The 25,243-nt window shown below is 47.4% G+C and carries 28 protein-coding genes; 9 read left to right on the top strand and 19 right to left on the bottom strand.

What is annotated here, in order from left to right; translation table 11 throughout:
* Nucleotides 1-40 precede the first annotated feature (40 nt).
* Nucleotides 41-751, top strand: coding sequence for a lipase family protein (locus NST08_RS16050; RefSeq protein ID WP_028404304.1), 711 nt, complete (start codon nucleotides 41-43; stop codon nucleotides 749-751).
* A gap of 179 nt (nucleotides 752-930) precedes the next feature.
* On the top strand, nucleotides 931-1,389 hold the full coding sequence (locus NST08_RS16045; RefSeq protein ID WP_341341980.1) for a LysR substrate-binding domain-containing protein: 459 nt from the start codon (nucleotides 931-933) through the stop codon (nucleotides 1,387-1,389).
* 252 nt (nucleotides 1,390-1,641) lie between these two features.
* Here NST08_RS16045 and NST08_RS16040 read toward each other — a convergent pair whose 3' ends face one another.
* The 3 genes from NST08_RS16040 to NST08_RS16030 all read right to left on the bottom strand — a co-directional run bounded on the left by NST08_RS16040 (nucleotide 1,642) and on the right by NST08_RS16030 (nucleotide 3,629).
* A complete protein-coding gene (locus NST08_RS16040) occupies nucleotides 1,642-2,454 on the bottom strand; it encodes an arsenite methyltransferase (RefSeq protein WP_210094859.1) in 813 nt (270 codons plus the stop codon).
* A gap of 223 nt (nucleotides 2,455-2,677) precedes the next feature.
* Nucleotides 2,678-3,121, bottom strand: a complete 444-nt coding sequence (locus NST08_RS16035) for an NAD(P)-binding domain-containing protein (protein WP_007128042.1) — start codon at nucleotides 3,119-3,121, stop codon at nucleotides 2,678-2,680.
* Nucleotides 3,122-3,179: 58 nt separating this feature from the next.
* On the bottom strand, nucleotides 3,180-3,629 hold the full coding sequence (locus NST08_RS16030; protein ID WP_007128043.1) for a MarR family winged helix-turn-helix transcriptional regulator: 450 nt from the start codon (nucleotides 3,627-3,629) through the stop codon (nucleotides 3,180-3,182).
* Nucleotides 3,630-3,799: 170 nt separating this feature from the next.
* Between NST08_RS16030 and NST08_RS16025 the strand changes: the two genes are divergently transcribed.
* Genes NST08_RS16025 through arsC form a run of 3 tightly spaced genes read left to right on the top strand, consistent with a single transcriptional unit; the run spans nucleotide 3,800 to nucleotide 5,980 of the window.
* Nucleotides 3,800-4,126: an ArsR/SmtB family transcription factor gene (locus tag NST08_RS16025; RefSeq protein WP_007128044.1), complete on the top strand. Its 327-nt coding sequence runs from the start codon at nucleotides 3,800-3,802 to the stop codon at nucleotides 4,124-4,126.
* A 12-nt stretch (nucleotides 4,127-4,138) separates the two neighbouring features.
* Nucleotides 4,139-5,533, top strand: a complete 1,395-nt coding sequence (locus tag NST08_RS16020) for an arsenic transporter (RefSeq protein WP_340901458.1) — start codon at nucleotides 4,139-4,141, stop codon at nucleotides 5,531-5,533.
* 27 nt (nucleotides 5,534-5,560) lie between these two features.
* A complete protein-coding gene (gene arsC, locus NST08_RS16015) occupies nucleotides 5,561-5,980 on the top strand; it encodes an arsenate reductase (thioredoxin) (RefSeq protein ID WP_341341979.1) in 420 nt (139 codons plus the stop codon).
* 102 nt (nucleotides 5,981-6,082) lie between these two features.
* On the opposite strand, the gene NST08_RS16010 is transcribed toward arsC, so the two are convergent.
* The 6 genes from NST08_RS16010 to NST08_RS15985 form a co-directional block, all read right to left on the bottom strand.
* Complete coding sequence (locus NST08_RS16010) at nucleotides 6,083-7,438, bottom strand: FAD-binding oxidoreductase (protein ID WP_341341978.1); 1,356 nt, start codon at nucleotides 7,436-7,438, stop codon at nucleotides 6,083-6,085.
* Nucleotides 7,439-7,608: 170 nt separating this feature from the next.
* A complete protein-coding gene (locus NST08_RS16005; RefSeq protein ID WP_341033357.1) occupies nucleotides 7,609-8,067 on the bottom strand; it encodes a DUF2269 family protein in 459 nt (152 codons plus the stop codon).
* A 13-nt stretch (nucleotides 8,068-8,080) separates the two neighbouring features.
* Nucleotides 8,081-8,812 (bottom strand): NAD(P)-dependent oxidoreductase, encoded by a 732-nt coding sequence (locus NST08_RS16000; protein ID WP_341033354.1) that lies wholly within the window; start codon nucleotides 8,810-8,812, stop codon nucleotides 8,081-8,083.
* A gap of 409 nt (nucleotides 8,813-9,221) precedes the next feature.
* Nucleotides 9,222-9,554 carry a winged helix-turn-helix transcriptional regulator gene (locus NST08_RS15995; RefSeq protein WP_007128050.1) on the bottom strand — a complete coding sequence of 111 codons (333 nt, stop codon included), beginning with the start codon at nucleotides 9,552-9,554 and terminating at the stop codon, nucleotides 9,222-9,224.
* A gap of 216 nt (nucleotides 9,555-9,770) precedes the next feature.
* Nucleotides 9,771-10,169 (bottom strand): hypothetical protein, encoded by a 399-nt coding sequence (locus tag NST08_RS15990; protein ID WP_341033352.1) that lies wholly within the window; start codon nucleotides 10,167-10,169, stop codon nucleotides 9,771-9,773.
* A gap of 537 nt (nucleotides 10,170-10,706) precedes the next feature.
* Nucleotides 10,707-11,543: an AraC family transcriptional regulator gene (locus NST08_RS15985; protein WP_213615605.1), complete on the bottom strand. Its 837-nt coding sequence runs from the start codon at nucleotides 11,541-11,543 to the stop codon at nucleotides 10,707-10,709.
* 152 nt (nucleotides 11,544-11,695) lie between these two features.
* Between NST08_RS15985 and NST08_RS15980 the strand changes: the two genes are divergently transcribed.
* From NST08_RS15980 to NST08_RS15965, 4 genes are all read left to right on the top strand, one after another.
* Entirely contained in the window at nucleotides 11,696-13,432 is a 1,737-nt protein-coding gene (locus NST08_RS15980; protein ID WP_341341977.1) for a glycoside hydrolase family 2 protein, read from the top strand.
* Nucleotides 13,433-13,531: 99 nt separating this feature from the next.
* Nucleotides 13,532-15,121, top strand: coding sequence for an extracellular solute-binding protein (locus NST08_RS15975; protein WP_213615609.1), 1,590 nt, complete (start codon nucleotides 13,532-13,534; stop codon nucleotides 15,119-15,121).
* A 95-nt stretch (nucleotides 15,122-15,216) separates the two neighbouring features.
* The gene (locus NST08_RS15970) at nucleotides 15,217-16,155 is read left to right on the top strand and encodes an ABC transporter permease (RefSeq protein WP_341035029.1); all 939 of its coding nucleotides are present in this window, start codon (nucleotides 15,217-15,219) and stop codon (nucleotides 16,153-16,155) included.
* 17 nt (nucleotides 16,156-16,172) lie between these two features.
* On the top strand, nucleotides 16,173-17,054 hold the full coding sequence (locus NST08_RS15965; RefSeq protein ID WP_213615611.1) for a carbohydrate ABC transporter permease: 882 nt from the start codon (nucleotides 16,173-16,175) through the stop codon (nucleotides 17,052-17,054).
* Between the two features lie 276 nt (nucleotides 17,055-17,330).
* On the opposite strand, the gene NST08_RS15960 is transcribed toward NST08_RS15965, so the two are convergent.
* The 10 genes from NST08_RS15960 to NST08_RS15915 all read right to left on the bottom strand — a co-directional run bounded on the left by NST08_RS15960 (nucleotide 17,331) and on the right by NST08_RS15915 (nucleotide 25,025).
* A complete protein-coding gene (locus NST08_RS15960) occupies nucleotides 17,331-18,068 on the bottom strand; it encodes a GntR family transcriptional regulator (RefSeq protein WP_213615613.1) in 738 nt (245 codons plus the stop codon).
* A gap of 69 nt (nucleotides 18,069-18,137) precedes the next feature.
* On the bottom strand, nucleotides 18,138-18,920 hold the full coding sequence (frlD, locus tag NST08_RS15955) for a fructoselysine 6-kinase (protein ID WP_341033347.1): 783 nt from the start codon (nucleotides 18,918-18,920) through the stop codon (nucleotides 18,138-18,140).
* A gap of 65 nt (nucleotides 18,921-18,985) precedes the next feature.
* The gene (locus NST08_RS15950) at nucleotides 18,986-19,999 is read right to left on the bottom strand and encodes an SIS domain-containing protein (RefSeq protein ID WP_341033346.1); all 1,014 of its coding nucleotides are present in this window, start codon (nucleotides 19,997-19,999) and stop codon (nucleotides 18,986-18,988) included.
* A gap of 111 nt (nucleotides 20,000-20,110) precedes the next feature.
* Entirely contained in the window at nucleotides 20,111-21,460 is a 1,350-nt protein-coding gene (locus tag NST08_RS15945; RefSeq protein WP_340900496.1) for an amino acid permease, read from the bottom strand.
* 25 nt (nucleotides 21,461-21,485) lie between these two features.
* Nucleotides 21,486-22,304, bottom strand: coding sequence for a sugar phosphate isomerase/epimerase family protein (locus NST08_RS15940; RefSeq protein ID WP_341033345.1), 819 nt, complete (start codon nucleotides 22,302-22,304; stop codon nucleotides 21,486-21,488).
* A 169-nt stretch (nucleotides 22,305-22,473) separates the two neighbouring features.
* Nucleotides 22,474-23,235, bottom strand: coding sequence for an ABC transporter permease (locus NST08_RS15935; RefSeq protein WP_007128057.1), 762 nt, complete (start codon nucleotides 23,233-23,235; stop codon nucleotides 22,474-22,476).
* 2 nt (nucleotides 23,236-23,237) lie between these two features.
* Nucleotides 23,238-23,996 (bottom strand): ABC transporter ATP-binding protein, encoded by a 759-nt coding sequence (locus tag NST08_RS15930; RefSeq protein ID WP_341341976.1) that lies wholly within the window; start codon nucleotides 23,994-23,996, stop codon nucleotides 23,238-23,240.
* Between the two features lie 15 nt (nucleotides 23,997-24,011).
* A complete protein-coding gene (locus NST08_RS15925) occupies nucleotides 24,012-24,359 on the bottom strand; it encodes a DUF1048 domain-containing protein (RefSeq protein ID WP_341341975.1) in 348 nt (115 codons plus the stop codon).
* A 13-nt stretch (nucleotides 24,360-24,372) separates the two neighbouring features.
* Nucleotides 24,373-24,720, bottom strand: a complete 348-nt coding sequence (locus tag NST08_RS15920; RefSeq protein ID WP_213615621.1) for a DUF1048 domain-containing protein — start codon at nucleotides 24,718-24,720, stop codon at nucleotides 24,373-24,375.
* Nucleotides 24,717-25,025, bottom strand: coding sequence for a PadR family transcriptional regulator (locus NST08_RS15915; RefSeq protein ID WP_341342636.1), 309 nt, complete (start codon nucleotides 25,023-25,025; stop codon nucleotides 24,717-24,719). Before NST08_RS15915 ends, NST08_RS15920 begins: the two co-directional genes overlap by 4 nt.
* Nucleotides 25,026-25,243: the final 218 nt, after the last annotated feature.

Here is a 25,243-nt window from a genome sequence, read left to right as displayed (position 1 = left end):
ATTTCACATAATGAGTCGATAAATTAAGTAGGGGGAAATCATGACAGAGGCTTACATATCGCCAAGCAGCACATGCACGGAGAAGTGTCGCACCCTGGTGTGTTTTTTTGCCGGTATCCTGACATATCGGAATAACTTTGAAGACGCAGCCAATGAGATTGCGAAAAGATTTCGTCATGCTAAAATTGTGATGATTTTCCCCTATGGTTTGGCCAACGGCAAGCAAGGTTCGGCTTTAATCCGTCTGTTGACCCGTCAATTGAGTCAAGCAGGCTATGACTTGGTTCGTGATCAATCGCGCCGAGTTAAGGAAGCATCACACATCATACGGGCGCATGCAGCCGATGTGGAACGGTTGATTCTGATCGGTCACAGCGCCGGCGGCGTGATCGCATACCGGACTGGGCTTGAGTTGCAAGAACACTACGGAGATCAGCAGATTCGAGTGTTTGCTGTGGGCTGCCCGAAATTTTATTTGAAGAACATTCCATATAATGAGAACTTTACATATATAACAGGCCAAAATCGAGACAGAATCACGCAAATCGGCAGCTGGCGCAAACCAGGATCCAGAATATATAACGGTAAGCCTGGACGCGAAATTCAAATGGACTTTAATCCGGATCATCAAGGCTGGCGGTTTCACGCATCATATTTCTTAAAGTCGTCTTGGGCCGACGCTAATGAAACGTTCCGAACGAACTCCGAGGAACTGATTGCCAAGATTTATGAATTATGTCCGGATGGTTGAGTAAGAAAGAGGTATGAAAGTAAGAATGAACATGGATGAGTCATGGCTGATGGATTGACTGTGAAATGACTAAAAAACGCTCAGGGCGTTTTTAAACTGACATCTGTTTCACAAAACTCGTATTTTGTACATATGTCAAAGATCCCTTATAATATTATAAAAGCTCTTTCAGCGTACTTATGCAGCAAGTAGTTAACCGTGAAATTGACGGGGCTTTCGTGTACGGCCCTGTAACGCATCCTCAGCTGAAGCAGATCCCTTACTATCAAGAAGAACTGGTGCTGCTCACCGAAGTTGGGGCCGAAAGTCTGCAGGAGCAATTGCACAAGCCAATGCTGATCTTATCGACGGGCTGTACTCACCGGTCCAGAGTGGAGCTGCTTCTGGCAGAAGCCGGAGTCCAACATCCGCGTATCATCGAGTTCGGTTCGCTCGAAGCTGTCATCGGAGGGGTTGCTTCGGGACTCGGTGTAGCTCTCCTTCCGAGGTCCAATGCCGCAATGCTTTCCAAGGAGAGCAACATGAAAGCCATGACGCTTCCGAAGTCCTATCGTGAGCTCGTGGTGCATTTTATTTATCACAGGGACGTCCCGGTGAGCAGCGCGCTTCGAGCATTTTTAGAGCTAAATCATCAATAGTGATTTAATCTTCACCTGCTATTTTCTTTTAGAAGGTATTGATTTGTTGTTATCGAACACATAAAAAAGCTCCTGTTTCGTTACAGGAGCATAAATCTTCTCTTAAAGTAAGTCGTTTTTTTCCATGATCATTATATCAATAAACTTACCAGCCGTGACACCCTGCTTCTCAAAAACGCCAGCTTCCCAATATTCTGTTGTGCGTATAAAACCCAGCCCTTTCCGTTAAACGAAAAAAGTGTTTAGTAATATCTAAGGCTTGATTGCCTTGATTACGGCTGATACGATGTAATCCTCGATATTGGATCCTTGAACCCAATCCTTAATAAAATCTTTGGACTCATCCTTCGGTTCGACGGAGATATCGGTAAATCCGCTTTGTTGAAGCATTGTCTCAATTTCGCTAATTGAAGATGCTCCTGATATGCAACCTGAATAAAGTTCATCTAAGTCGCTTTTTATTTCTGAAGGAAGCTCTGCTGTTGTCACAATATCGGAAATCGCCAGCCTGCCGCCGCTTTTTAGAACACGAAACGAATCATTAAACACCTGCTGCTTATCAGGCGAAAGGTTGATAACACAGTTTGAGATGATGACGTCCACCGTGTTATCAGCGACAGGAAGATGCTCAATTTCTCCCAAACGAAAATCTGTATTCGAATACTCCCCTCTAATAGCATTGTTACGTGCACGGCTAACCATTTCAGGTGTCATGTCAACGCCGATCACTTTACCGGTCTCCCCCACCTGGCGGGACGCTAAGAAACAGTCAAAACCCCCGCCGCTGCCTAAGTCGAGTACGACTTCACCAGGCTTTAATGACGCAACAGCTTGGGGATTGCCGCACCCCAAACCAAGATTTGCACCTTCAGGCACCGCGCTTAGTTCATCATTCGAATATCCAAGCTTACTTGAGATCGAATTGAAGTCGGAAGGTGTACTGCAGCAGCTGGTTGTTTGTATGTCGGTTTGACAACACGAACTAGCATTACCTTCTTGAATAGCCACTTGTTTATAACGGTTACGTACATTTTGGCGAATTTGATCGTTCGTTACTTGATTCATTCGATCATCTCCTTCGAGTAGTTTTTATAAGATCAGCAACAGCTAGGCGTACAACAGGCTATTGAATTCGCAGGTTGCCGTCTCCAAAGAAGTTGGTTCAACACCCCCTCTTTTGGCTTTTTCCATTTCCAGGCTTCCCTACTGGCTCGCTCAACTTCGAGCTGCTGCTGCTTCAAAAGATATTCTTCGTCCCACCAATTTAAATACATAGGTAAGATCCTCCCTATAAATGATTTCTTATTTTCAAATAACGCATTAGCTTGCTTACAACGTATTTTTCGTCCGGCCCCACCCCCCTTAATGTTGCGGAAGCGAAGGAACGCTGTCCTTCCAAACCGACATAATAAAGTCCTGGAGCGGTAAGGCTTATTCCTGCTGTCTGTATCGGTTTTCCCTCAGTGCCAAGAGCCCCTATGGGAAAATACTGAATCACCTCATTTTGTGACGGATAGTGGGTTGCAGCTCCAGATATCCTCATACCTGGCAATGAGGACAACCTTACTGGCGAAAACAGCTTTAAACTATCGTAATAATGCGGCCAAGAACCAGCTGCATGCTCGCCTGCTTTCAAGATCAAAAACTTGAGCCCGTTTTGCTTCAAGTAATACCCGGAAGCCATACCGGCCTGCCCGCCTCCGATAACAATTGATGCTAAAACGGATGCCATTTTAAAGCCCCCCTTCGTTCATTATTTGCATTATACAAGTATTTGAAGGTAAAAAAATTTACCCAATAATGGGTCTGCAGCAATTATCAGATTTAGCCATTGCCTCATTCATTAACTTGATGGAACGAAGGACCGTCTCTTTCTCGAATTCGGTCATAAATGAGAATATTTCATCAAGATAAGCATTCATCTGTTGGTCGATCGTTGTAGCTACGTACTTCCCTTCAACCGTTAAGGAGAGGGTCGATACCCGGCGATCGGCAGGATCAGGTGTCTTTTTAATTAAATTCATTTTGATTAGAGACTGTACTTGTCTGCTGAATGTTGTAATATCGGTCCCCAATGTTTCTGCGATTTGCTGGATCGAAGGATTATGCTGACGGTCGACTTCGAACAAAATATGGCTTTGGACAGGAGTGATGTCATTACCACCCACAGTGCAGCAATTTTTGTTCAATAAGCCGAAACGGCGTGTCATAATCTGAAATAGTTCGCGAGTGCTTTCCATTGTTCTGTTCACCTCTTGATTCATTTATACACGAAACATTTGCAATATGCAAATGTTATTTGGGTAAGAAATCAAAGACTTATCTTTCATTTGATTTTCTACCGGAATCCGAATATTATATAACCGTTTACTTATGTGAGAAATGGTTGATCAGATAAGGAGGTGTTGGTTTGGAGCAAATCTACGAAATGGCTGATAAGTTGAAGCTGCTAAGCGATGGTACCCGTCTCACCATTTTGTCCTTGTTGAGGGACCGGGAATTTTGCGTATGCGAACTCGTTGATATCCTGGAGATTTCTCAACCCGGCGTAAGTCAGCATTTAAGAAAATTAAAATCCCAGGGCCTAGTAAAAGAAGATAAACGCGGTCAGTGGGTATATTATTCCTTGAGTGTAGATGTTCCACCATACATTAGGTCGGTGCTCGAGTATACGCCTAATTCTAAGACCATTCTAACTGCGCTTAACAAAAAAGAAATAACTTCGGTTTGCGAATGAGGCTTTTGCAGCATTCTGAAGTTTTTTCTTGTTGTTTATATAAGTATATGGTTATATAATGATTTCCGTCGTTCATCGATGACACAGACTTTGAAGCAAACGGAGGACGAGATGGCAACTGTTGTATTAGCTAGTATTATTTTTTTGATTACCTTAACCTTGGTTATCTGGCAGCCCAGAAATTTATCCATCGGATGGTCAGCCTGCGGCGGTGCTGTGCTGGCGTTACTTGCCGGGGTAGTTAGTGTCCATGACGTCTGGGATGTTACCCAAATGGTCTGGAATGCCACGTTAGCTTTCGTTGCGATCATCATCATCTCTCTAATCTTAGATAGGATTGGATTCTTTGAGTGGGCTGCCCTACATATGGCAAGAGCTGCTCGTGAAAACGGCATCCGCATGTTTGTATACGTCAGCATTCTGGGTGCTGTTGTCGCTGCCTTTTTTGCGAATGACGGAGCAGCCCTCATTTTGACACCGATCGTATTGGCCATGGTAAGGGCGCTTAACTTTGATGAAAAAAAGGTATTCCCTTTCATTATCGCGAGTGGGTTTATCGCGGACACCACTTCACTTCCGCTCGTCGTGAGCAACTTGGTCAATATCGTATCCGCTGATTTCTTTGGAATCGGGTTCGGGGAATACGCTGGCCGAATGATCATTCCGAATTTATTTTCACTGATCGCCAGCATCTTGGTCCTGTATTTCTTCTTCCGTAAAAGTATTCCGCGGCAGTTTGAAGCCACCCGCTTGAAGGAGCCTGCCGATGCCATCAAGGATCCCTTCATGTTCCGGATGTCTTGGTATGTTCTAATCGTTCTTTTAATTGGGTACTTTATCAGCGAGTTTCTGAATATCCCTGTATCCCTTATAGCTGGTGTCATCGCTCTTATGTTCCTATTACTTGCCCAGCGCAGTCGGGTGGTCCCAACGAAAGAAGTCCTCATAGGAGCCCCTTGGGCAATTGTCTTTTTCTCTATCGGCATGTATGTCGTGGTGTATGGTCTCCGAAATGCGGGACTTACCGATTTGCTCGCAATAGCTATACAAACCGTTGCTGACCAAGGATTATTTGTGGCGACAATGGGTATGGGGTTCATTGCCGCTCTTCTGTCATCGGTCATGAACAATTTGCCTACCGTCATGATTGATGCGCTAGCCATTGATGCTACCCAGACGTCTGGAACGATTCGGGAAGCATTAATTTATGCTAACGTGATCGGCTCTGATTTGGGGCCTAAAATCACGCCGGTTGGTTCATTGGCAACATTGCTATGGCTTCATGTGCTTTCTACCAAAGGGGTCAAAATTTCTTGGGGAACTTACTTTAAGACCGGGATTATTCTCACGGTCCCAACGCTGTTTATAACCTTGCTTGGGCTCTATTTGTGGTTAGCAGTTTTGTAGTTTTTATATAAAAGGAGACGATGATTCGTGGAGAAGAAAACCATATACTTTCTCTGCACCGGCAACTCATGCCGCAGTCAGATGGCTGAAGGTTGGGCTAAACAGCATCTAGGGAGCAGCTGGAATGTATACAGTGCTGGTATCGAAGCTCACGGGCTGAATCCCAATGCTGTTCGAGCCATGAATGAGGTAGGGATCGACATTTCCCACCAAACCTCCGATGTGGTTGATCCGGAAATTCTTAACCAAGCGGATATGGTTGTAACGCTATGCGGGGATGCTGCAAATAAATGCCCTGTTACCCCGCCGACAGTAAAAAGAGTTCATTGGGGATTTGATGATCCTGCGAAAGCTCAGGGCACGGATGAAGAAAAGTGGGCTGTGTTCCAAAAGGTTCGGGATGAGATTGGGGATCGAATACTTAAGTTTGGCGTCTCAGGCGAATAGACAAGTCTCCTTCCCTGCTCGCTAGCTCAATAAAGGCAGCCGATATCATTAACGGCTGCCTGAAACCAACGATTTCGATTTACTCTTATTGATTGGTTCTCGTTAAGCTGGAGGAATGCTCTGTGGATTGTTAAATACATTTTTCGGGTCATATTTTGCTTTTATTTTTCTCAATCTTGGATAGTTCTTTCCATAATAGACCGGCCCGGAACTCTTAATGCCCTGGTCTGGAACGTTAATATAGGAGCCTACGATATAAGGCTGCAGCTTCTTTCGGGTGTTTCGGGTCAAAGCGATATTTCTAGCTGCATGAGATGGATTCACCCAAGAGCTGTTCCATTCGACGTAGAACTTAGCTTTGCGCCAGTAGAATGCGGTGGCTCTAGGTGCGATCCGACTTACGGCGCCGCCCCAATTCAGGAAAAAGAACCCGGCTGGCGTTCCTCCCTCTGCTTTTTCCAGAAACTCACGCATGGCTTTATAGGCTTTCTCTGGAAATGGACGTCTGCCAAAGCCGCTTGAGAATTGGTTACTGAATCTTTGTGTAAGAACCGGATCGGGGGCAAGCATAAATTTAGTGGCTTCCCTGTATGGCAGATAACGAATGATTTTTTGCGTCGGGGTACCAACGCTTAGAATCGGTTCGAGTTGGATAAGCGCCTCGCGTTTTGATCCTAGGTAGATCCCCAGCATACTGACATTTCCGCCTTTTTTGGGACCGACGCTTAATTCACTTCCGAGCTTGGTGCTGGCGTTCGGAGCCCAAACCTGCCATTTCTTCACGATTTTTTCAAACTGCTCCCATGGCCAGGTGATTCGAAATACTGTGGCTTTGTTTGGAGCACGCAGCACCTTGAATTTGTATTTGGTATAAACGCCGAAGTTCCCGCCGCCTCCCCCACGGGATGCCCATAGAAGGTCGGAATTTTGTTTTTTGTTTGCTCGAATGATTCTCCCCTTAGCGTCTACCATTTCGAGTTCGATTAAATTATCGCTGATGAGACCGGTCGTTCTTTGTAGCGGCCCGATTCCACCACCAGGCGTAATGCCGCCGATCCCTACCGTTGGGCTGTCGCCAAATGGGGCCATATAACCCTGCCGAGCCAACGTATCGACGATTCGGCCAACCTGATTCCCGGTCTCTACTACTGCTGTGCTGCTCTTTTTGTTCAGACGAATTTTCTTCATTTCGCTGACGTCAATGACGATTCCTCCATTGACCTGCGAGAGATTGCCTTCCAAGGCGTGCCTTCCGCTTCGCGGGCGCAAGGGGACTTTATTTTTTCGAGCCCATCGAATGGCATTGGCCACATCTTGTGTTTTCTGAGCAAAAACAAAAACCTTAGGAAATCTGTCCGTATGTGGATCCCAATTTTTGCGTGCTGCTTCATACCCAGGGTCACCCCTAAAAATCACTCGCCCAGTAAGCCTCACATCTGACTTCACGGATCTGTCCATCTCCTTAGAATTAATGAGAAGAATGAATACATTTTTGACATATCGGCGGATGCCATATAATGTATGATGGAAATCTGTGACGTGTATGGGCTGGTGCCCTTAAAATTTCTTGAGGAGATTCTAAGTCAGTTTAATGACTCTACGATCGGTTTGTTGTCCCCATCTGCCCTTTAAAATGGCTTCATGACCATAAGCACCAGTATGGCAATCATCAGCAGCTGCGCTGCCGTCTCGATGGGCACGATCTTTTTGATCAGCAGTCCGAATTCGGCGGGTATCTCATTACCCTGGTCATAATTTTCAGAAATGCTCTTCTCGATCTTGTTCACACGGGGCTCGATCCATCCGTCAATCAGGACGACCGTGAGCAGCGCTAAAAGGATGGATACATTCAGCCACATTTGGGAGAACCCCGTCTTGGTTATGATCATAAGCCAAACCCCGGTTAAAATAAGGACGGTCCCGCCAATTTTGGGTATTTTGGAAAGCTTGGTTGCTATGCCGAAAGCAAAGTGCAGCTGGCCGACGGTTCTAGCAGATCTTCGAATGATGGGCAAAACGAAAGTGGGGCCCATGATAGCGATAGAAGCCAATATATGCAAAACGAGCAGGATTCCAAACAAACCCATAGTTCCCTCCTCCTTAGCGCACCGTCAAATGTTGGGTTTGATAGGCTAGACCGATCCTTTTTCCTTTAAACGGTCCTTCGAGCTCAAGATGTTCCAGCATACATGTGACCACATCGTCATAAGCCACATTCAGCTCATGAAATCGACTGAACAAGTAACCGGCAATATCCGTCTCGGAATATTCCTTGATCGTCTCTGGAACCGGAACGGGTAAGGTTTCCGTTGTTACAAGAAGAGGAACCGAATCCGGCTGCTCTCTCGACACTGTCATGGTTCCCGGACACATCATGGACCAATCGAGTCCAGTCTGTTGCAGCCTTTCGAGGTTCCGGTTATGGTTCCTGTATTCAGGTGGAAAGCCGGGTAAATTGTTGCCGATTAGATCTGTATAAGGTATATCCAGCAGGCCGGCTCCCCCCATTACCCATACCCGCCCGGAGAAACTTGGCACCGATTCACATTGGCTAATAATGTTGTCAACGATCCGATTAAATTCGTCTCCCTGCCCCGCATGGCCCGCTGCAAGAATAGCGGCGTCTTGATGCGCGAGCGCCTCACCGACGCTAGCCGGTTCCATCATATCGCCCGCGATAACCTTCACATGCTTGGCGGAATGCTCGCCTAGTTGCTCATAAAGCTTCTCCGAATTTCGCACAAAAGCGGTCATTTCATGACCCATTTTTATCCCTTGTAGCAGCACTCTCTTCCCTGTATTCCCTGTCGCTCCAAACACAACAATTTTCATTGGTTTTTCCTCCTCTTTCGTGTCCCCATTATTTGGTTAGATCAAGCTTAGCATCGCCCTTGCATGATGTTAAGAACCCACTTTAAAGTAGGGTCCTTACTAAAAAGTAAGCATGACAAAAGGACACCAACATGAACATGAAGATCAGGAGGAAATGGGAGCTCTTTTATAGGCAGATTGACGGCAATTCTACAGAATGGGGCATTTAGGATCTAAAACTCGTTAATGAATGCCACGTGCCAAGGGGGGCGAATTCAATTACTTGACTCATACGGTCGTCATTGAGTGGTGCACACTTGAATTAATGTTGTCATTTTGCGACCGCAGGAATAACAAAAGCTGCCCGGGATTCCCGTGACAGCTTTTGTTTGGGGTTATTGAAGCCATGTACAAGGTCATTGAACCACCGTTATGACGCTGAGTCTTCAATATTCCGCTTGTTATGATTTTCTCCCCAAGCACACATGACTTCTGCTACAGGGATCAATGTTTTTCCGTACTCACTGAGTGAATATTCTACTTTTGGAGGGACCGTAGGATGGACCGTTCTATCGACAATGCCTTCCCGTTCCAGATTCCGGAGATGCTGTGAGAGCATTTTTTGTGACACCTCAGGTATGAGCTTCTCCAGATCATTGAATCGCTTATTAGAGTCCATCAAATGCCATAAAATCAGGGGCTTCCATTTGCCGCCTAAAACATGAATGAGTGTCTCAATCGGACATTGACGCTGATGAATCATCGATGGATCATCCCCTTACTTTCAAGTAAGTGCATTACCTAAAATTGCCATAATTGAATTTTACGCTAGCTCTACGATCAAGTCAAACATGAAAACGAAAAAAGGGAATCAGACTTTAACGAATCCAGCCTTCACGACCGCCCTACGATCCATCGAGAATGAGATAAAGTCTTCTTAAGGATCGGATTGGGATCAAGTTATCCTAATCTTTTCCCTTCAAACTTCATCCTTAATCACATAGTTGGAATCCCCTTTAACGGATTTGGTATCCAGAGCATTTATGGCAGCTTCAATCGAAGCAATACGTCTTTCTAGTAACGTCTTTTGAGGGCTGCCTTCTTTAGCGTTTTGATACTGTTTTTTAACAGAAGGAAGAATACCGACAATAACAGTTCGGGCTTCGAAGATGTCCAACATCTCGTATGGAAACCCTGTTCCATGCCAAGCATTTTCTAGACTATCTAAAGCGATTTTCACGGCATCCCGTCGTTTCTTAATGAGGGTTATGTTTGCTTCTTTCCCAATCATGTTGTTATAAGCATTTTCGAGTTTCTTTAAAGTTGACTGCATCGATTGGATCAGCAATCGTTGGCGTTCTGGGCTATCAGCTTTCATTGTAGAACCTCACTCTGTATTTATTTGTATAACGAATGTAAGGATTTCATCGGAAAGACCTCCTATAGTACCAGAGGATGATGATCCCAGTCCCTACATGGCACCACTTCGGGCGAATTTTGAAGAACTCAGAGTTTCAATAACATCCCCCACCTTTCGTTTCCAATAACTATACAACATTCATGCAAGTGCGAAGGATAATGCGGGTGTACCATTGATTCCTCCTAAATCAATTTTAAGAAAGTTATCGTTGTGCTTTAATGTTTAGTCTTAAGCCTTAAATACACCTGTCTAGTCAGCTACGCAACTAAGTTTTTGTCAATGAGTTCTGACAAGAACCCAGTTACTTATGACAAAAAAGCCGCAAATCATGCGACTTTCTAATCGTAAAGTTCATCTATAAATCTTATCCGAGAGAACAAATGTTCTTTATCAGATATCTTAAATCTAGTTATCGATACCGCTCAACAAGATTAAGTTCGTAATAATGCTCCTATTGAAGGCAAAATCTATGTCTGACAGATGTTCAGGCGGGTATCACTCTCTTTGTGTTCTGCGGTATTCGCTCGGAGATAGACCATTGCGCTTCTTAAACGTTTTGCTGAACTGGTAGACGTCAGTGTAACCACATGCTCTCGCTATATCCGTGACGGAATCACCTGTGAATCGGAGCTGGCGGAGGGCATGCTCATTGCGAAGCTGGTCCAGGTATTCCTTGGGACTGCACCCGTAACGTGCTGCGAAGCTTCTGCGTATATAAACAGGCGAGAAACCAGTCTGCTCCGCCAATTCGGTGATGCGAAACTCGGTGGCAAATCCCGTGTCCAGTTTCTCCTTGAACCTGCGAAGAGCCGCTGTTATTCCTTCCTCACCATGGTTTCTTCCACCTGCTTCCGCCGCCTCGTGCACCTCTTGCAATAAGCGATACCAGACAGATTTTACTCGCGCCTCTCGAACGAGATCTCCAGGCACCCATTCTCTCTCCGCTTCACGGAACAGCTCTCCGATCTTTCCCATACGCTCACTCTGTAAAGGCAAAAGAAATGGCAGCCGCAGTCGTTCAATAGGCTCAGGGGCATCCCACCCATTCTCATTCTTTCTTAGCGAAGCGCAATCAAAGAGCAGCATCGTCATTCGAAGCGGGTGCGTCTCGGAGGACTTCATATGAAGAGGCAACCTGGGCCAAAGGTACACCAATGTGCCTCCTTCAACTTCTACGTCCCCCTCCTCACTGCGGAAAATTCCCTTACCGCTGTAGATGTAGTAAAAGGTATGCCCGGAAACGGTCTGCCGAATATCCTCCCAGCCTGGCAGCGCCGGCTTTGCGAGTACCCAGTGTATATGCACCACCATATTTCCCAAAGCATATTCCATTGGTTTCCCCCTTTATTATGATTTGTATCATTTATGATAAATGATTAGGATTGTTTTTGCCATTGTCCCTTACTTGCTGAAGGTGCTACACTCCGAACATACAGACCAGCAGTTATTGAATATCTAAAGAAAAATCATTGGAGATGGTAAATATGATCCGCACGTTTCAGCAGCATCGACTTAGGGAATGCCAATTTCTCGACGGGTTATGGGATTTCGTTTTTGACAAGGATGATATTGGATTATCTGAGGATTGGCACACAAACTTTCCTTCCATGCATGATCGTATACCGGTGCCGTCCTGTTGGAATAACGAGCTCGGTAAGTTCGACTACGAAGGAGTGGCATGGTACCGGACTTGGGTAACACTTGACGAGAGCAGCCATCTGCGTCTATTGTTCCACGCCGTGATGGGTCATGCCGATGTGTACTGGGATGGTCAGCATCTGGGATACCATTATGGTGGATTTACTCCATTTGATTTCACGATCCCTAATGTCACAGCCGGGGTTCACCAACTTGTCGTCCGCACAGACAGCACGCTGGGGCGCAACACTTTGCCATACCACGTTGTAGACTGGTTTCATTACGGCGGAATCATCCGGCCCGTAGAGGTACAACGACTGCCTGATGTCTCGATCGAGAGAATGCGTATCACCTACGAGATGACAGGAGATTCCAGTGCTGATGTCCGAATCTTGCTTAAGCTCCGCTCCATGTCGGACACTTCAGTCGAAGTGCCCCTATCCCTCTATCGGAATAATGAGATATTCTTTGCTGACAGCGCTTCCCTACCTGCCAAAGGCAGCATGGAACTAGTCGTGGAACAAACCTGGACGGACCTCCAGCGGTGGGAACCGGAGGATCCTGTTCTCTACATGATCAGATCCGTAGCCGGGCATGACGACCATACAGACCGCATCGGGTTCCGCACCGTGGAGACCCGGAACAAGAAGATTCTGCTAAACGGCAAGGAGCTTTATCTGCAGGGAGTTAACCGTCACGAGGAACACCCTGAATGGGGCTTCGCTTTCCCCAACAAATTGATGACCAAGGAGCTTGATATTATCCAGCAGATGGGATGCAACACTGTACGGGGGTCACATTACCCTCAAAGTGAATACTGGCTTGATCTGCTGGATGAGCGTGGCGTGCTCTTCTGGAGCGAAATTCCGATTTGGGGGGCCGCATTTCCTGCTGCGGAGACGGGCGACCCGCTATTCGTTGAACGCGCGATGACCATGATGGATGAGATGATTGAGCGAGATCTTCACCATCCCTCCATCCTGTTCTGGTCTGTCCATAACGAGATTGATACGCGCTCCAAGCAGGCCTATGAATTGTCTATCAAGATGACAGAACTCGTTAGGAGTAAAGATCCGTCAAGACTGGTGGCTTATGCCACGATGCACCCCATGAAAGACATCTGCCTCGGACTATTTGACGTTATCGGAATTAACTATTATTGCGGATGGTATTTCGGACATGTCGAGTTCGAAGAAATGCTTGAAGTCTTTCATGCGCGCTGCAAGGAATATGGAGCAGAGAGCACTCCGGTGCTTATGACCGAATTTGGCGGAGCAGGCGTATTCGGTGATTCCGGCTGGGAACCCCGTCTGTTCAGCGAGGACTACCAGGCTGATATCCTCGGCAAGTCCCTGAAGCTCTTCCGGTCCGATCCGAAGATTAGCGGCACCTACGTCTGGCAGTTTGTAGATACAAGGGCCCAGCTGCAGAGTCATCTTCCCCACTTCAGGGATCGGGCACGATCCTTCAATAACAAAGGGCTGCTCAACGAATACCGGAAACCCAAGCTTGCCTATCGCGTCGTCAAGGGCATTTATACCGGCCAAAACGATCCATACGACTGGGGTTCCACGCTGAAATGATCCGTGAGGGCATCCCGGGTGGGATGCTCCTGCAGATCAGATGATAAACCGTCATTCCAAATGAATGAACATAACTTTTGGAGAAGGGGCGATTTGTTCATGCACACACGAAAGATAAGCAGGTATGCAATTGTCTTAATGATCTTGGGACTGTTTACAACTACGCTGGCTGCGTGCAGTGGGAAAGGATCGGAGGTGGCGGAACCCACGGGATCAAAGCAGAATCAACCACTAACGAAATTAACGTATTGGGTAGAATTGTTTCCGGATGCTGCCGCCATTATGAAGAGTTATGGAGAAGTTACTTCATGGAAGGAAATTGAGGCCAGAACCGGGGTGGAAATTGAATTTCAGCATCCGGCACAAGGTCAACTCGGGGAACAATTCAACTTGATGGTAGCATCAAATAAACTGCCTGATGTTGTAGATTATGGATGGAACGCTTACCCCGGTGGAGCACAGAAAGCAATCAGAGATAAGAAACTCATTCCATTGAATGATTATTTGGATCATGCCCCCAACTTAAAAAAACTGCTGGACGATCATCCGGAATGGAGAAAAATGGCTTCTACAGACAATGGAGATCTCATTGGCTTTCCGTTCATTCGGGAGGACGTCACCCAGCAAGTGTTTTTGGGACCAGCAATTCGCAAAGACTGGCTGGATCAATTAAATTTGTCTGTACCAACGACCATTGATGAATGGTACGCCGTTTTGAAAGCGTTTAAAGAGCAAGACCCCAACGGAAATGGTGAAGCGGACGAAATTCCGATTCTCATTCCGGCAGGAGAACTAGCTTTTGCCGGTGCCTTCGGAACACCTAATGATTTCTACCGGGAGAATGATATCGTCAAATACGGACCCATTGAACCCGGTTTCAAGGAATACTTGGCCACAATGAACCAATGGTATAACGAAGGACTGCTCGACAAGGACTTCGCGACAGCGGATGCCAAGATGACAGATGCCAAAATAACAGGAAATCAGGTCGGATCGACGGTGTTATTTCTCAATGGCGGAATAGGAAAATACATGGACTTGATGGCGAAGAGCCAACCGGATTTTAAACTTGTCGGAACCCCCTATCCGACTTTGCATCCTGGCGAAAAGCCGGTGTTCGGACATATGGATAATCCCGTTACCGGCATCTTCGCAGCGATAACCGGAAGTAACAAAAACGTTGTTGAAACCGTAAAATTCCTGGATTACTTGTACAGTGAAGAAGGAAAACTCATCATGAATTTCGGAAAAGAAGGCGAAACCTACACATTAGTTGACGACCAGCCCCAGTATACGGATGCTATCTTGAATAATCCTGACGGGCTGCCGATTTCCCAAGCCTTCAGAAAGCATATTATGGGCGCTACATCAGGTCCTTTTGTGCAGGATGTACGTCATACGCAGCAGTATACGACCAAGCCGGAACAAAAAGAAGCAATGACATTGTGGTCAAATACTACACAAGAAAAAAGAATGCCTCCCGTTAGTATCTCTGTAGAAGATAGCAGCCGATATTCCTCGATTATGACTGACGTTAATACATTTAAAGACGAAATGATTCTCAAATTTATTATGGGTTCAGAGCCGCTCGAAAATTTCGATACCTATGTAGAAATGCTAAAAGGTTTAGGAATCGAGGAAGCGATCCAAATTCAACAAGCAGCTTTAGAAAGATACAACAACCGATAAGCATTACCAACAATTCCGGAAGATGGCATGGGGCAGCTTGCCGTTTTCCGGACATCCGGGAGGGAGAATTCGTGTCTGATTTAGATAGAAGCTCTATGCTTTCAGCAGTTAGAGTACCTGCTGAAAGCAAAAAGAGTATCATCAAGAGGGACTTGGTTCGTAATCGCTATATTTATTTGATGCTTGTTCCTGTTTTGATTTATTACGCCATTTTTCATTATGGTCCTATGTATGGCCTGCTCATAGCTTTTAAGGATTATGGTATAGCCGATGGGGTGTGGCAAAGTCCATGGGTGGGTTTTACCCACTTCCAGAATTTTTTTGAAAACCCTTACTTTTGGCGACTGCTTCGAAACACCTTAATGATCAGCTTTTATGAATTGTTATTTGCATTTCCTGCCCCAATTATCCTGGCTCTATTACTTAATGAGATTCGACTTATCTTCTTCAAACGCGTTGTACAGACGATTAGTTACCTCCCTCACTTTATTTCAATCGTAGTAGTAGCCGGAATGCTTGTCGACTTTGTTGCCCGTGATGGTCTGATTAATAATATCCTCGGTTTTTTTGGATATGAGCCCATCGCTTTCCTGCAAGAGCCGGGATGGTTTCGCTCTATTTATGTATCCTCCGGGATCTGGCAAGGAATCGGCTGGGGATCTATTATCTATCTCGCCGCAATGTCCTCCATTGATCCTACTCTGTATGATGCGGCTCGTATCGATGGCGCAGGTCGTTGGAAGCAAACGTTGCATATCACCATCCCAGGCATTATGCCGACCATTGTAATCTTATTTATCCTTAATATAGGATCGATGCTTGCCGTAGGAAGTGAAAAAATCATTTTGCTCTACAACCCGCTTACTTACGAAACGGCTGATGTTATTTCAACCTATGTGTATCGAAAAGGTATTCTTGGTGCAGATTTCGGGTATTCCGCTGCCGTAGGCTTGTTCAATTCAGTCATCAGCTTCATATTGCTTACACTGGCCAATACAATTAGCAAGCGGGTAAGCGAACACAGGCTGTGGTAAAAGGAGGAGCAAGAAAAATGACCACTAAACGTTCACTGGGTGAAACTGTGTTTTCTTGGTTCAATCTCTGCTTTATGGTATTGCTTTGCTTCGTTACACTCTATCCGTTTATTTATATCCTGTTTGCATCACTAAGCAATCCTACAGAAATGGCCCAGTTTCGCGGCATGCTGTTCTATCCACAAGGGTTTAGTTTCGATGCCTATAAAGCGGTACTCGAAAATCCTATGGTTACAACTGGCTACCGGAATACGCTGTTGTACGTGACAACAGGAACAGTCATCAACTTGATCATGACAACGCTCGGTGCCTATGCACTTTCCCGTCGTAATGTTTATTTCAAAAACCACATCATGCTCCTGATCGTGATCACCATGGTATTCAGTGGTGGGCTTATTCCGTCTTACCTGCTGGTTAATAATCTTGGGATGTTAAATACGCCTTGGGCCCTTCTCCTGCCAGGAGCAATCAACTCGTTCAACTTAATTATAATGCGAACGGCATTTCAAGGCATTCCGGCAAGCTTGGAGGAATCGGCACGCATCGACGGAGCGACTGACTGGGTGATCATGACCCGGATTATTATCCCCCTTTCTATGCCCGTGATTGCCGTCATGATTTTATGGTATGCCGTCGGACATTGGAATTCGTATTTTAATGCATTGATTTATTTACGTGACCGGGAGCTGTTCCCTCTGCAGCTGGTGCTCAGGGAGATTCTGATTTCCAACAGCACAGATAGTATGATGACAGGAGCAGCGACCGGCGATCGTCTGGATATCGGGATCACCATAAAGTACGCAACGATCATTGTATCAACATTGCCGATCTTGGTTCTGTATCCGTTTCTGCAAAAATATTTTGTGCACGGCGTGATGATCGGTGCGCTCAAAGAATAATGGGATAGCATGGTTTTAAGGTTGCACAATTTGCTGGAAAAACGTTCATCATGTTTGGCAATCCTTTACCGTTGATTGCATAAAAAAAAGCGTTAAAACCTATGTAAAAGGTTTTAACGCTTGCTGATTTGCATACGGGCCCCTCTCAAAGCGGTCTCTCCATTGGACTCCCTTGTATGCGAAATCAAAATAGATTAGCCCCGCTCAACATAATCTCATGAAACTCGACGAACAGTTAACATTTCAGCGTGGTTGTACGCGAAACTATTCGTGTTTCTAATCCGCCTGCTTGGCCCGATGCACCGTCAAAGTCACCCGATTGGTTTCACACATGAACGTGGAGAGATGTACGGGCTCGTCCTTGGCATCGAAGGCGATTTTCAAAATCCGAAACAAATTGGCCCCGACATCGCATTCCAGCAGCTTGGCATAGTCCTGTGTCGCGCTAATGACATCGATTTCTTTATCGTTGCTTACGATCTCCGTCCCGTATTCCTCGGCCAAAATTTTATACGTGGACTCGTTCATCGCGATCTTCTTCTCCAGATCGGGGAATCGGGTCAGGGAATAATGCGCGATATCGTAGAACAGCGGGCGTTCATTGACATACATGAGACGCTCCAGCTCCAGGACAGGGCTGCCGGCTTCAATCGCAAGATGCCCGGCCACCTCTTCCGTCGCTTCAATGACATTGCTTCGTAGAATGCGGGAATTCGGAATCATGCCAAGCTGGTGGCTGAACTCCGAGAATCCGCTTACAGACAGCAGCTCGTTGTGAAATTTGTTGGAGGCCACAAAAGTCCCCCGCCGCGGAATCCGGGTAAGGGCTCCTTCCCGCACCAGTTCCTCAATCGCTTTGCGGATCGTAATCCGGCTTACGTTATAAATGTCGCACAGCTCTGCTTCCGTCGGTATTTGCTCATCCGGTTTGTATCGCCCGTGCTGGATGTCATTCTTCAACATCTGCCGGATCTGCATATACAGCGGTTGAGGGGTCGAAGGATTTAAATTCATCGAGCATTCATCCTTATCCATCAATGATCATTTCTTATCCCTCTATTATACATTGATGGTCGCCCTCAGTCACCATGCGGCAAAATAGCTGATGGTTTTCGCGGCCCTTTGCGCGCCTTGCTCCAGGCATTTATCGACCGGAAGCCCGCTCAGCGTCCCGTAAATAAACCCGGCAATAAAAGAATCCCCCGCCCCCAGCGTATCGACGACCTCTACTTCAACGATCCCATGCTTATAAAATTGGACGCCGTCATAAGCCAGCGAGCCGTTGTCGCCCAAGGTAGCCACGACGATTCGGGGACCCCGGGCCTTGATTTCCCTCATCAGATTCCGGATATGCTCGTCATCCTGCGTATAAGACAAAAACGGATAGTCCACATAAGGCGCAAGCGTCGTTACGAGTTCATGGTCCAGCTTATCGGCAAAGTCAAAAGAGGTCAGCAGCCCCTTTTCTTTAAAAAAAGGATAATAGCGGTCGGCATGGCCCCATATTGCGGAATGGACGAGCTGAAACGACTCCGTAAACCGAAGATCCTCCGGACTGAGGGAGAAGCCGGACATTACGCCTTCCTCATAATCTCCCAGCTTTCTTTCGCTGCCTGCCATTTCGACGTAGGTCACCGCAGTGGTCCCTTCTTTGGCCGATACCCTTGACGTATCGACGCCCTTATCCTGGATCGCCCGGACCATGATCTCCCCATAACGGTCGGTTCCCACCCAGCCAATATAGGCGGTGTCCGCGCCCAATTCAGTCAAATAGACGGCCACGTTCACCGGGTTTCCTCCAGGGTAAGCCTCACCGGTAGACTGATACACGTCCATGCAGTTGTCTCCGACGGTCACGATTCGCATTTTCTCTCACCTTCCCTCTGTTCAAAGAAGAGTGCCGCCTGGTATTGCAGCACTCCCGGTGCATATTAATATTCCATCTTGCGGTAATATCTTCTCAGCGTTAGCGGATGGTTTCTCTCGCGTTCCAGATAGACGCTGATCCGGCTGAGCAGCGCCCAGTTGATGCTGACTGCGAAATGCTTCCGGAACTCTTCGCTGATACCTTCCATGGCAAAATCCTTGGTATCGATGACCGTCAGTCGCTTCGTGACTTTTTCGGCAAAACGTTCTACGCGATCTGTCAGCGGCCGAGTCTCATCCTCGCCCTTCAGCAGGATAACGCTGGTATCTTCCACCACAAGCTCGAGCGTACCGTGGAAGAACTCGGCTGCATGAATCGATTTGGCCTTGATCCACTGCATCTCTTCCAGCACGCACATGGCATAAGAATACGTATTGCCCCACAGGTTACCGGAGCCGACCATCATGTGGTAGTCGGTGTCTTTATGCTCAATGGCAAAAGCTTCCGCCTTGGGGTCGAATGCTTTGACGGCGTCCAGAATAGCCCGCGGAAGCAGGGCTACTTCTTTCGTGAACTGTTCGTATTGAGGGAACTCGTTACGGTTATGCATGAACCGGAATACGACCATATACAGCAGCATGAAAAACGTATCGAAGGAATGCTTCTCCGATCCCGTCGTGATGCAGTGGTCCACCAGCTTGGTGATCGGCGTATCCGGCTCGGCCACCAAAGCAAAGGTTGTTGCCCCCCGAGATTTGCAGTATTCGATGGCCTCGATCATCTCCTTGGTGGTTCCCGATACCGAGGTGAAGATACATACCGAATCTTTGCTGAAATGCTTGTTGTTCATCACCACGAATTCGGCGGCGATTTCCGCGTGCACGTCGATCGACGAATTGGATTTGAGGATATATTCGTAAGGGTACATCATGGCGATCGTGCCGCCGGCACCGATCATGAAAATGTTGCTGTAACCTTTCCGGCAGATCCCGTCCACAATCTCCTCGATTTGGCTTCGGTATGCCAGCCCTTCTGTTTCAACAAGTCTTAGGAAAAGCTCTTCGTCAAATTTAAACATTGATCGATTCCTCCTGTACCAGAGCAGGTGCGCTCCGATTCTTTATTTGTTATGTCTTGTATTATATTTTGGTAATACATTTGTTGCAATCATTTTTTAAATGACAGATCGTTACGCCACGATATGCGGTTTGTTGTCCGGGTCCCTTGTTCGGCCATATTTCTTTTCCCAGTAATAGTAGACGGGCAAGCCGGTTGCGATGACGATCAACGCGGCGATCATCCCCTCAAGTGGAGCCCAGGTAAACGTTCCCCAAGCAAGCCACGCCGCTCCAAGAATGGCCAGAACCGTCGTCACCCTCCAAATAGGCATTCTGTAAATCGGCTTATAATCCTCCCTTTTCCGGCATTTATAGACGGCGGCAAAGTCCAAAATGTTGATGACCAGCTGGATCAGGGTAAAATACCCGAGCAGCGAAGTTAAATCACTGAAAAATACAAGGATGCAGGCATAACTCACCTGGGCCACAATCGAAAAACTTGGTGTTTCATACTTGGGATGAACCTTGGCAAACCGTCGAAAGAACAGCCCGTCCTTGGCCATGGCGTATTCCAGGCGGGGCTGGAACATGATGCACGAGCTTAAGGAGCCTAGGATGACGATGATGGCCGTGACCGCCACGAATGGGGACGCGATGTTGGCCAACCCCGGAATATAGCTGACCGCATCGGACACGGCAGCGCTGGAACCCAGCAATTTGTCAAAGGGCATAAGCCCCGTAATGCACACCGAAAGCAGCGTGTATAACCCCAGGACAATCAGCACCGAGCTAATGAGCGCTTTTGGCAGCACTTTGCCCGGATTCCGGATTTCTCCCGCCATGAAGCAGATCGACGCCATGCCCGTGTAGGCCCAGGTTGTGGCCGAAATGCCGCCAATCAAGCTGCCGCTTGCGGAGCCGGGCGCGGGGGTGTAGGAGAAGTGATCGTAATTCATGTACATCAAACCTAAAACGATCACGATCAGAAATGGAATGATTTTGATCAGCGTAATGACGACTTGAAATCGCCCACCCTCCTTCACGCTCCGGTAGTGAATGGAGGTGATGAACAGAATGATCGCGATCCCCAGCAGTTTGCCGGCGATTCCCGAGAAAAACGGAAAAAAGGTTGCCAGATACGTGACGATCGCCAGCGCCATGATCGAAATGGACGGGGGATCCAGCGCCCAGAACGTCGCCCAGCCATACAGGAAGGCAAGCGGTCGCCAGCCCGCCTTGTTCAGATAAACGTAACCGCTTCCATTTTCGGGATAGGCCGTTGACAGCTCCGCTAGCACCATGACTTGCGGTATGGCGATCACGCCGCCGATAATCCAGGCCAGTATCGATATCGAGGGCAATCCCGCGGCTCTGGCTACGTCTCCGGTCGAGACGAATATCCCGGAGCCGATCGTCGTTCCGACGGCCAAAGCCAAAGCGGACCAAAAGCCCAGCTTTCGTGTAAGTGTGCCATTACTCATCGTGAGTTCCTCCATATCAAGATGATTAGATGCCTATTTCCCGTATTTTCCGGATCGAATGCATGAGTGTATCGTGCGGATCTTGATAATAATGAAATCCCATGATTTCCAACGAACAAGTGCCTTGGTATCCATGCCGTTTAAGACTTTCAAGGTAACCTCTCCAATCCAGCGTCCCCTCGTCCAAGGCCAGATGAGCGTCCGTCGCTCCATCCCCGTCGATCAAGTGAAAATGGCAGAGTTCCTTCAGCGTAGAGAAATAATCCTCTGGTCTCTCCCCGGCGAGCTGCATCGCTACGGTGTCGATCATTCCTTTGAGCGCCGGCGATCGGATCTCGTCCATCATTCGTTGAATGCCTTTGACGTCGGTGATGAGGTTCGATTCGAAGCGGGTTAAAGGCTCCAAAGCAAGCGTGACTCCCTCCCGCTCTGCCACCTTGGACAGCCGACCGATCGAATCGGCGGCATACTTCCAGGACTCCTCGACGGGTACATGAAAGCTTCCGATTCCAGAGGTGACCAGCATCATGTTGGCGTCCAATTCCAGCGCTGCGTATACATTTTCGACAAAGTAATCAACGCTTCTCTGCCGCAGCTCCTGATCCGAAGCCGCAAGATTAAACGGATACACGCATTGTTCTGGGGTATAACAAACCACCTTCATGTTCCTTGATTTGAGATCCTTCCTGATGCGCCTTAATTGGCCGATCCCTCCCCGATACACGTAAAAATGGGGCTCGCCTGCCCACAGCTCGATCCGATCCACCCCCAGCTCCGTCATGGATTCAAGAAAATGCTCGAACGGAAAATGCCTGTACGTAATATTCATGCCTGCAATATTCATGGCTCCACCTTCTCTTGAAAACGCTTTATATTGTTATGTCTTGTATTATATTCAACGAATACAATAATTTCAATCCATTTCGCAAAAAAAAATCCCGCCAAGAGTTCCCTAATAAAAGGGATTTCTTAACGGGTTTTGACCGCGATTTTTATTATAAAGCCTGCAAACATTAAGCTGCTCTCTGATTGTACACACGCATCGCAAAGAAATAAGCGACGAGCATAATGCCGATACACCACGCAAGCGCAATCCAGATATCATTGCCTACCGGTTGATTTGATAATAGCGCACGGATGGTTTCCACGATTGAAGTTACCGGCTGATTTTCGGCAAAAGCGCGAACGACCTTCGGCATCGAATCGGTCGGCACAAAGGCCGAGCTGATAAACGGGAGGAAGATAAGCGGATAGGAAAATGCGCTTGCACCTTCGACCGATTTACCGGACAATCCGGCAATCGCCGCAACCCAAGTTAAAGCCAGCGTAAACAGAACGAGTATGCCGGTTACGGCGAGCCATGGAAGAATCCCTGCCGAAGAGCGAAAGCCCATAATAAGTGCTACGACAATGATGACGATAAGAGAAATGACGTTGGATACCACCGAGGTCAGCACGTGCCCCCACAGCACGGCGGAACGAGCAATCGGCATGGAGTGAAACCGCTCAATGATGCCCCGTTGCTTATCCATAAACAGGCGGTAAGCCGTGTAGGATATCCCGCTTGCAATCGCAATCAGCAGGATGCCGGGCAACAGATAATTCACATAGTTATCCGTATCGGTTTGAATTGCGCCGCCAAACACATAGACAAACAGCAGCATCATCGCAATCGGTGTAATGCAGACCGTGATGATGGTGTCCATGCTGCGAAAAATATGGCGCATGGAACGTCCTAGCATAACGTTCATGTCGCTGAAAAAGTACTTGTTCATCGTTACTTACCCTCCTTATTACCGATGATTGCGAGGAAGATCTCCTCCAATGAAGGTTGTTTTTCCACATACTCCACCTTTGCAGGCGGGAACAGCTTTTTCAGTTCCTCAAGCGTGCCATTGGTAATAATCCTACCCTCATGCAAAATGGCAATTCGATCGGCAAGCTGCTCAGCCTCTTCCAGATACTGTGTGGTCAGAAATATCGTCGTGCCGCCGTCCGCCAGTTCCTTTACGGTCTTCCAAACCTCGATGCGTGCTTCAGGATCAAGCCCGGTCGTTGGCTCGTCGAGGAAAATAATCCGCGGATTACCCACAAGGCTCAAGGCGATGTCGAGCCTGCGGCGCATCCCCCCTGAATAAGTAGATGCCTTGCGGTCCGCGGCATCTGTCAGGCCGAAGCGTTTGAGCATGTCATCCGCAACCTGACGCGGATGTTTAAGGTGTCGCAGCTTGGCGATCAAAATCAGATTCTCCCGCCCGGTCAATATCTCGTCAACCGCGGCAAATTGCCCGGTCAGACTGATCGCATGCCGCACATTCTCGGGATTTGACGCAACGTCAAATCCGTTTACAACGGCTGTGCCTCCACCCTGTTTGAGCAGCGTCGTAAGAATTCTGACAATCGTCGTCTTGCCCGCGCCGTTGGAGCCAAGCAAAGCGAAGATTTCACCCCGCCTCACATCAAAATCGACGCCCTTCAAAACCTCTGCGTCCTTGTAAGATTTTCGCAGACCTTTAACTTCAATCGCTGTTTTCATCCCGATCCCCCCTATTTATTTTTTATCCGTATCCTTTTTCGCCGTCTTGTTAGCTCCTTGGCCAATAGATTCTTGATAAATGTCTGCGTACGTTTTTGAATCTTGGATTAGATCATCGCAAAAAGCCGCTACGTCACTGCCCGTTACTTCGAGCACACCTTTCCCTGAAGCCGCGCCTTCCTCAAATAGATCGACAATCCCCGAGAGCAAACCCGTCCCTTCGGTTAGTTCAACTGGGCCGACCTTAAAGAGATACTTTTGAATCTCTTTATAAACAATCTGATAATCCTGCGGAAGCGCTTTGACGCGCGCCACGTGCGCTCGCCACTCTTTTCTGCCTTCGATGATATCTCGGATTCTCATGTCATCCTCCCTCCTATTTGCCTAATTTTTTTGCAATATTATGGTTGAGCTGCTCGCGCCACTTGTCGCGAATAGACTTTGCCCCTTCTTCACCCGCCAGGGCTGAACAGAAGCCTTTGATATCGCCACCCAATACCTCTTGAACATTTTGACCATCAGCCGCCGTTTCTTCGAGCAGCCCAAGCACACCGTCAAGAATGGGCATGAGGTTGCGGCCGGTGAAATCGGAGTGCGGCCAAAGATAGGCATTAATTTGTTCCCATGCCGCTTGATAGTCAGCCGGCAGCTTTTTGGCTCGCGATTCAAAGGCTTTCATTTCCTTCGTCATGTCGCTGCCTGTGATTCTTTCCCAAAAATTCATCGTTTCTCCTCCTTTAATTCGTTGATTTTTGATGATACGAACTCCCATTTTTCCCAGAACTTCCGCAGCTCCTCACGCCCTGCGTCGTTGATCGAGAAAAACTTTCGCGGCGGTCCCATGTCGGAGGGCTTCTTGGTGGTCTCCACCAATTTGTTTTTTTCAAGCCGGATCAGGATGGTGTACACCGTTCCCTCCACAACATCCTTGAAGCCGAGGGCGTTCAGCTGCCGTGTGATTTCGTAGCCGTAGGTTTCTTTGCGGCTTATAATTTCAAGGACACAGCCCTCAAGCACACCTTTGAGCATTTCCGTTAGGTTTTCCAGCACAATCACTCCTTGCTATTCTGTACGACTGGTATGCAGTATTACTTACTACCGCTATAAAGTAACACGTAGTAGCTGCTTTGTCAACGGCTTTTGTTCCGGCAGGGATAACTTCAATGTTGATCATCCGTTTCAATCACGGTTACCTCTATATTGTTCTTATCATTTTTGGCTAAAAGTGTTTGTTCTTATCCTCAAGG

The sequence above is a fragment of the Paenibacillus sp. FSL K6-1566 genome (assembly GCF_038050475.1).
Taxonomy (GTDB): Bacteria; Bacillota; Bacilli; order Paenibacillales; family Paenibacillaceae; genus Paenibacillus_AQ; species Paenibacillus_AQ lactis.
This window is presented reverse-complemented; position numbering and strand designations above follow the sequence as displayed.

What these genes read in the sequence shown, in the direction of transcription:
- NST08_RS15925 (WP_341341975.1), bottom strand. Translation starts at nt 24,359, where the DNA reads ATGAGAATCCGAGATATCATCGAAGGCAGAAAAGAGTGGCGAGCGCAC.
- NST08_RS15965 (WP_213615611.1), top strand. Translation starts at nt 16,173, where the DNA reads ATGACCACTAAACGTTCACTGGGTGAAACTGTGTTTTCTTGGTTCAAT.
- NST08_RS15980 (WP_341341977.1), top strand. Translation starts at nt 11,696, where the DNA reads ATGATCCGCACGTTTCAGCAGCATCGACTTAGGGAATGCCAATTTCTC.
- NST08_RS15975 (WP_213615609.1), top strand. Translation starts at nt 13,532, where the DNA reads ATGCACACACGAAAGATAAGCAGGTATGCAATTGTCTTAATGATCTTG.
- NST08_RS16045 (WP_341341980.1), top strand. Translation starts at nt 931, where the DNA reads ATGCAGCAAGTAGTTAACCGTGAAATTGACGGGGCTTTCGTGTACGGC.
- NST08_RS15960 (WP_213615613.1), bottom strand. Translation starts at nt 18,068, where the DNA reads ATGAATTTAAATCCTTCGACCCCTCAACCGCTGTATATGCAGATCCGG.
- frlD (WP_341033347.1), bottom strand. Translation starts at nt 18,920, where the DNA reads ATGCGAATCGTGACCGTCGGAGACAACTGCATGGACGTGTATCAGTCT.
- NST08_RS15920 (WP_213615621.1), bottom strand. Translation starts at nt 24,720, where the DNA reads ATGAATTTTTGGGAAAGAATCACAGGCAGCGACATGACGAAGGAAATG.
- NST08_RS15930 (WP_341341976.1), bottom strand. Translation starts at nt 23,996, where the DNA reads ATGAAAACAGCGATTGAAGTTAAAGGTCTGCGAAAATCTTACAAGGAC.
- NST08_RS16040 (WP_210094859.1), bottom strand. Translation starts at nt 2,454, where the DNA reads ATGAATCAAGTAACGAACGATCAAATTCGCCAAAATGTACGTAACCGT.
- NST08_RS15970 (WP_341035029.1), top strand. Translation starts at nt 15,217, where the DNA reads ATGCTTTCAGCAGTTAGAGTACCTGCTGAAAGCAAAAAGAGTATCATC.
- NST08_RS16050 (WP_028404304.1), top strand. Translation starts at nt 41, where the DNA reads ATGACAGAGGCTTACATATCGCCAAGCAGCACATGCACGGAGAAGTGT.
- NST08_RS15945 (WP_340900496.1), bottom strand. Translation starts at nt 21,460, where the DNA reads ATGAGTAATGGCACACTTACACGAAAGCTGGGCTTTTGGTCCGCTTTG.
- NST08_RS15950 (WP_341033346.1), bottom strand. Translation starts at nt 19,999, where the DNA reads ATGTTTAAATTTGACGAAGAGCTTTTCCTAAGACTTGTTGAAACAGAA.
- NST08_RS15985 (WP_213615605.1), bottom strand. Translation starts at nt 11,543, where the DNA reads ATGGAATATGCTTTGGGAAATATGGTGGTGCATATACACTGGGTACTC.
- NST08_RS15995 (WP_007128050.1), bottom strand. Translation starts at nt 9,554, where the DNA reads ATGATTCATCAGCGTCAATGTCCGATTGAGACACTCATTCATGTTTTA.
- NST08_RS16010 (WP_341341978.1), bottom strand. Translation starts at nt 7,438, where the DNA reads ATGGACAGATCCGTGAAGTCAGATGTGAGGCTTACTGGGCGAGTGATT.
- NST08_RS15915 (WP_341342636.1), bottom strand. Translation starts at nt 25,025, where the DNA reads ATGCTCAAAGGTGTGCTTGAGGGCTGTGTCCTTGAAATTATAAGCCGC.
- NST08_RS15935 (WP_007128057.1), bottom strand. Translation starts at nt 23,235, where the DNA reads ATGAACAAGTACTTTTTCAGCGACATGAACGTTATGCTAGGACGTTCC.
- NST08_RS15940 (WP_341033345.1), bottom strand. Translation starts at nt 22,304, where the DNA reads ATGAATATTGCAGGCATGAATATTACGTACAGGCATTTTCCGTTCGAG.
- NST08_RS16030 (WP_007128043.1), bottom strand. Translation starts at nt 3,629, where the DNA reads ATGGAAAGCACTCGCGAACTATTTCAGATTATGACACGCCGTTTCGGC.
- NST08_RS16035 (WP_007128042.1), bottom strand. Translation starts at nt 3,121, where the DNA reads ATGGCATCCGTTTTAGCATCAATTGTTATCGGAGGCGGGCAGGCCGGT.
- NST08_RS15990 (WP_341033352.1), bottom strand. Translation starts at nt 10,169, where the DNA reads ATGAAAGCTGATAGCCCAGAACGCCAACGATTGCTGATCCAATCGATG.
- NST08_RS16005 (WP_341033357.1), bottom strand. Translation starts at nt 8,067, where the DNA reads ATGGGTTTGTTTGGAATCCTGCTCGTTTTGCATATATTGGCTTCTATC.
- NST08_RS16000 (WP_341033354.1), bottom strand. Translation starts at nt 8,812, where the DNA reads ATGAAAATTGTTGTGTTTGGAGCGACAGGGAATACAGGGAAGAGAGTG.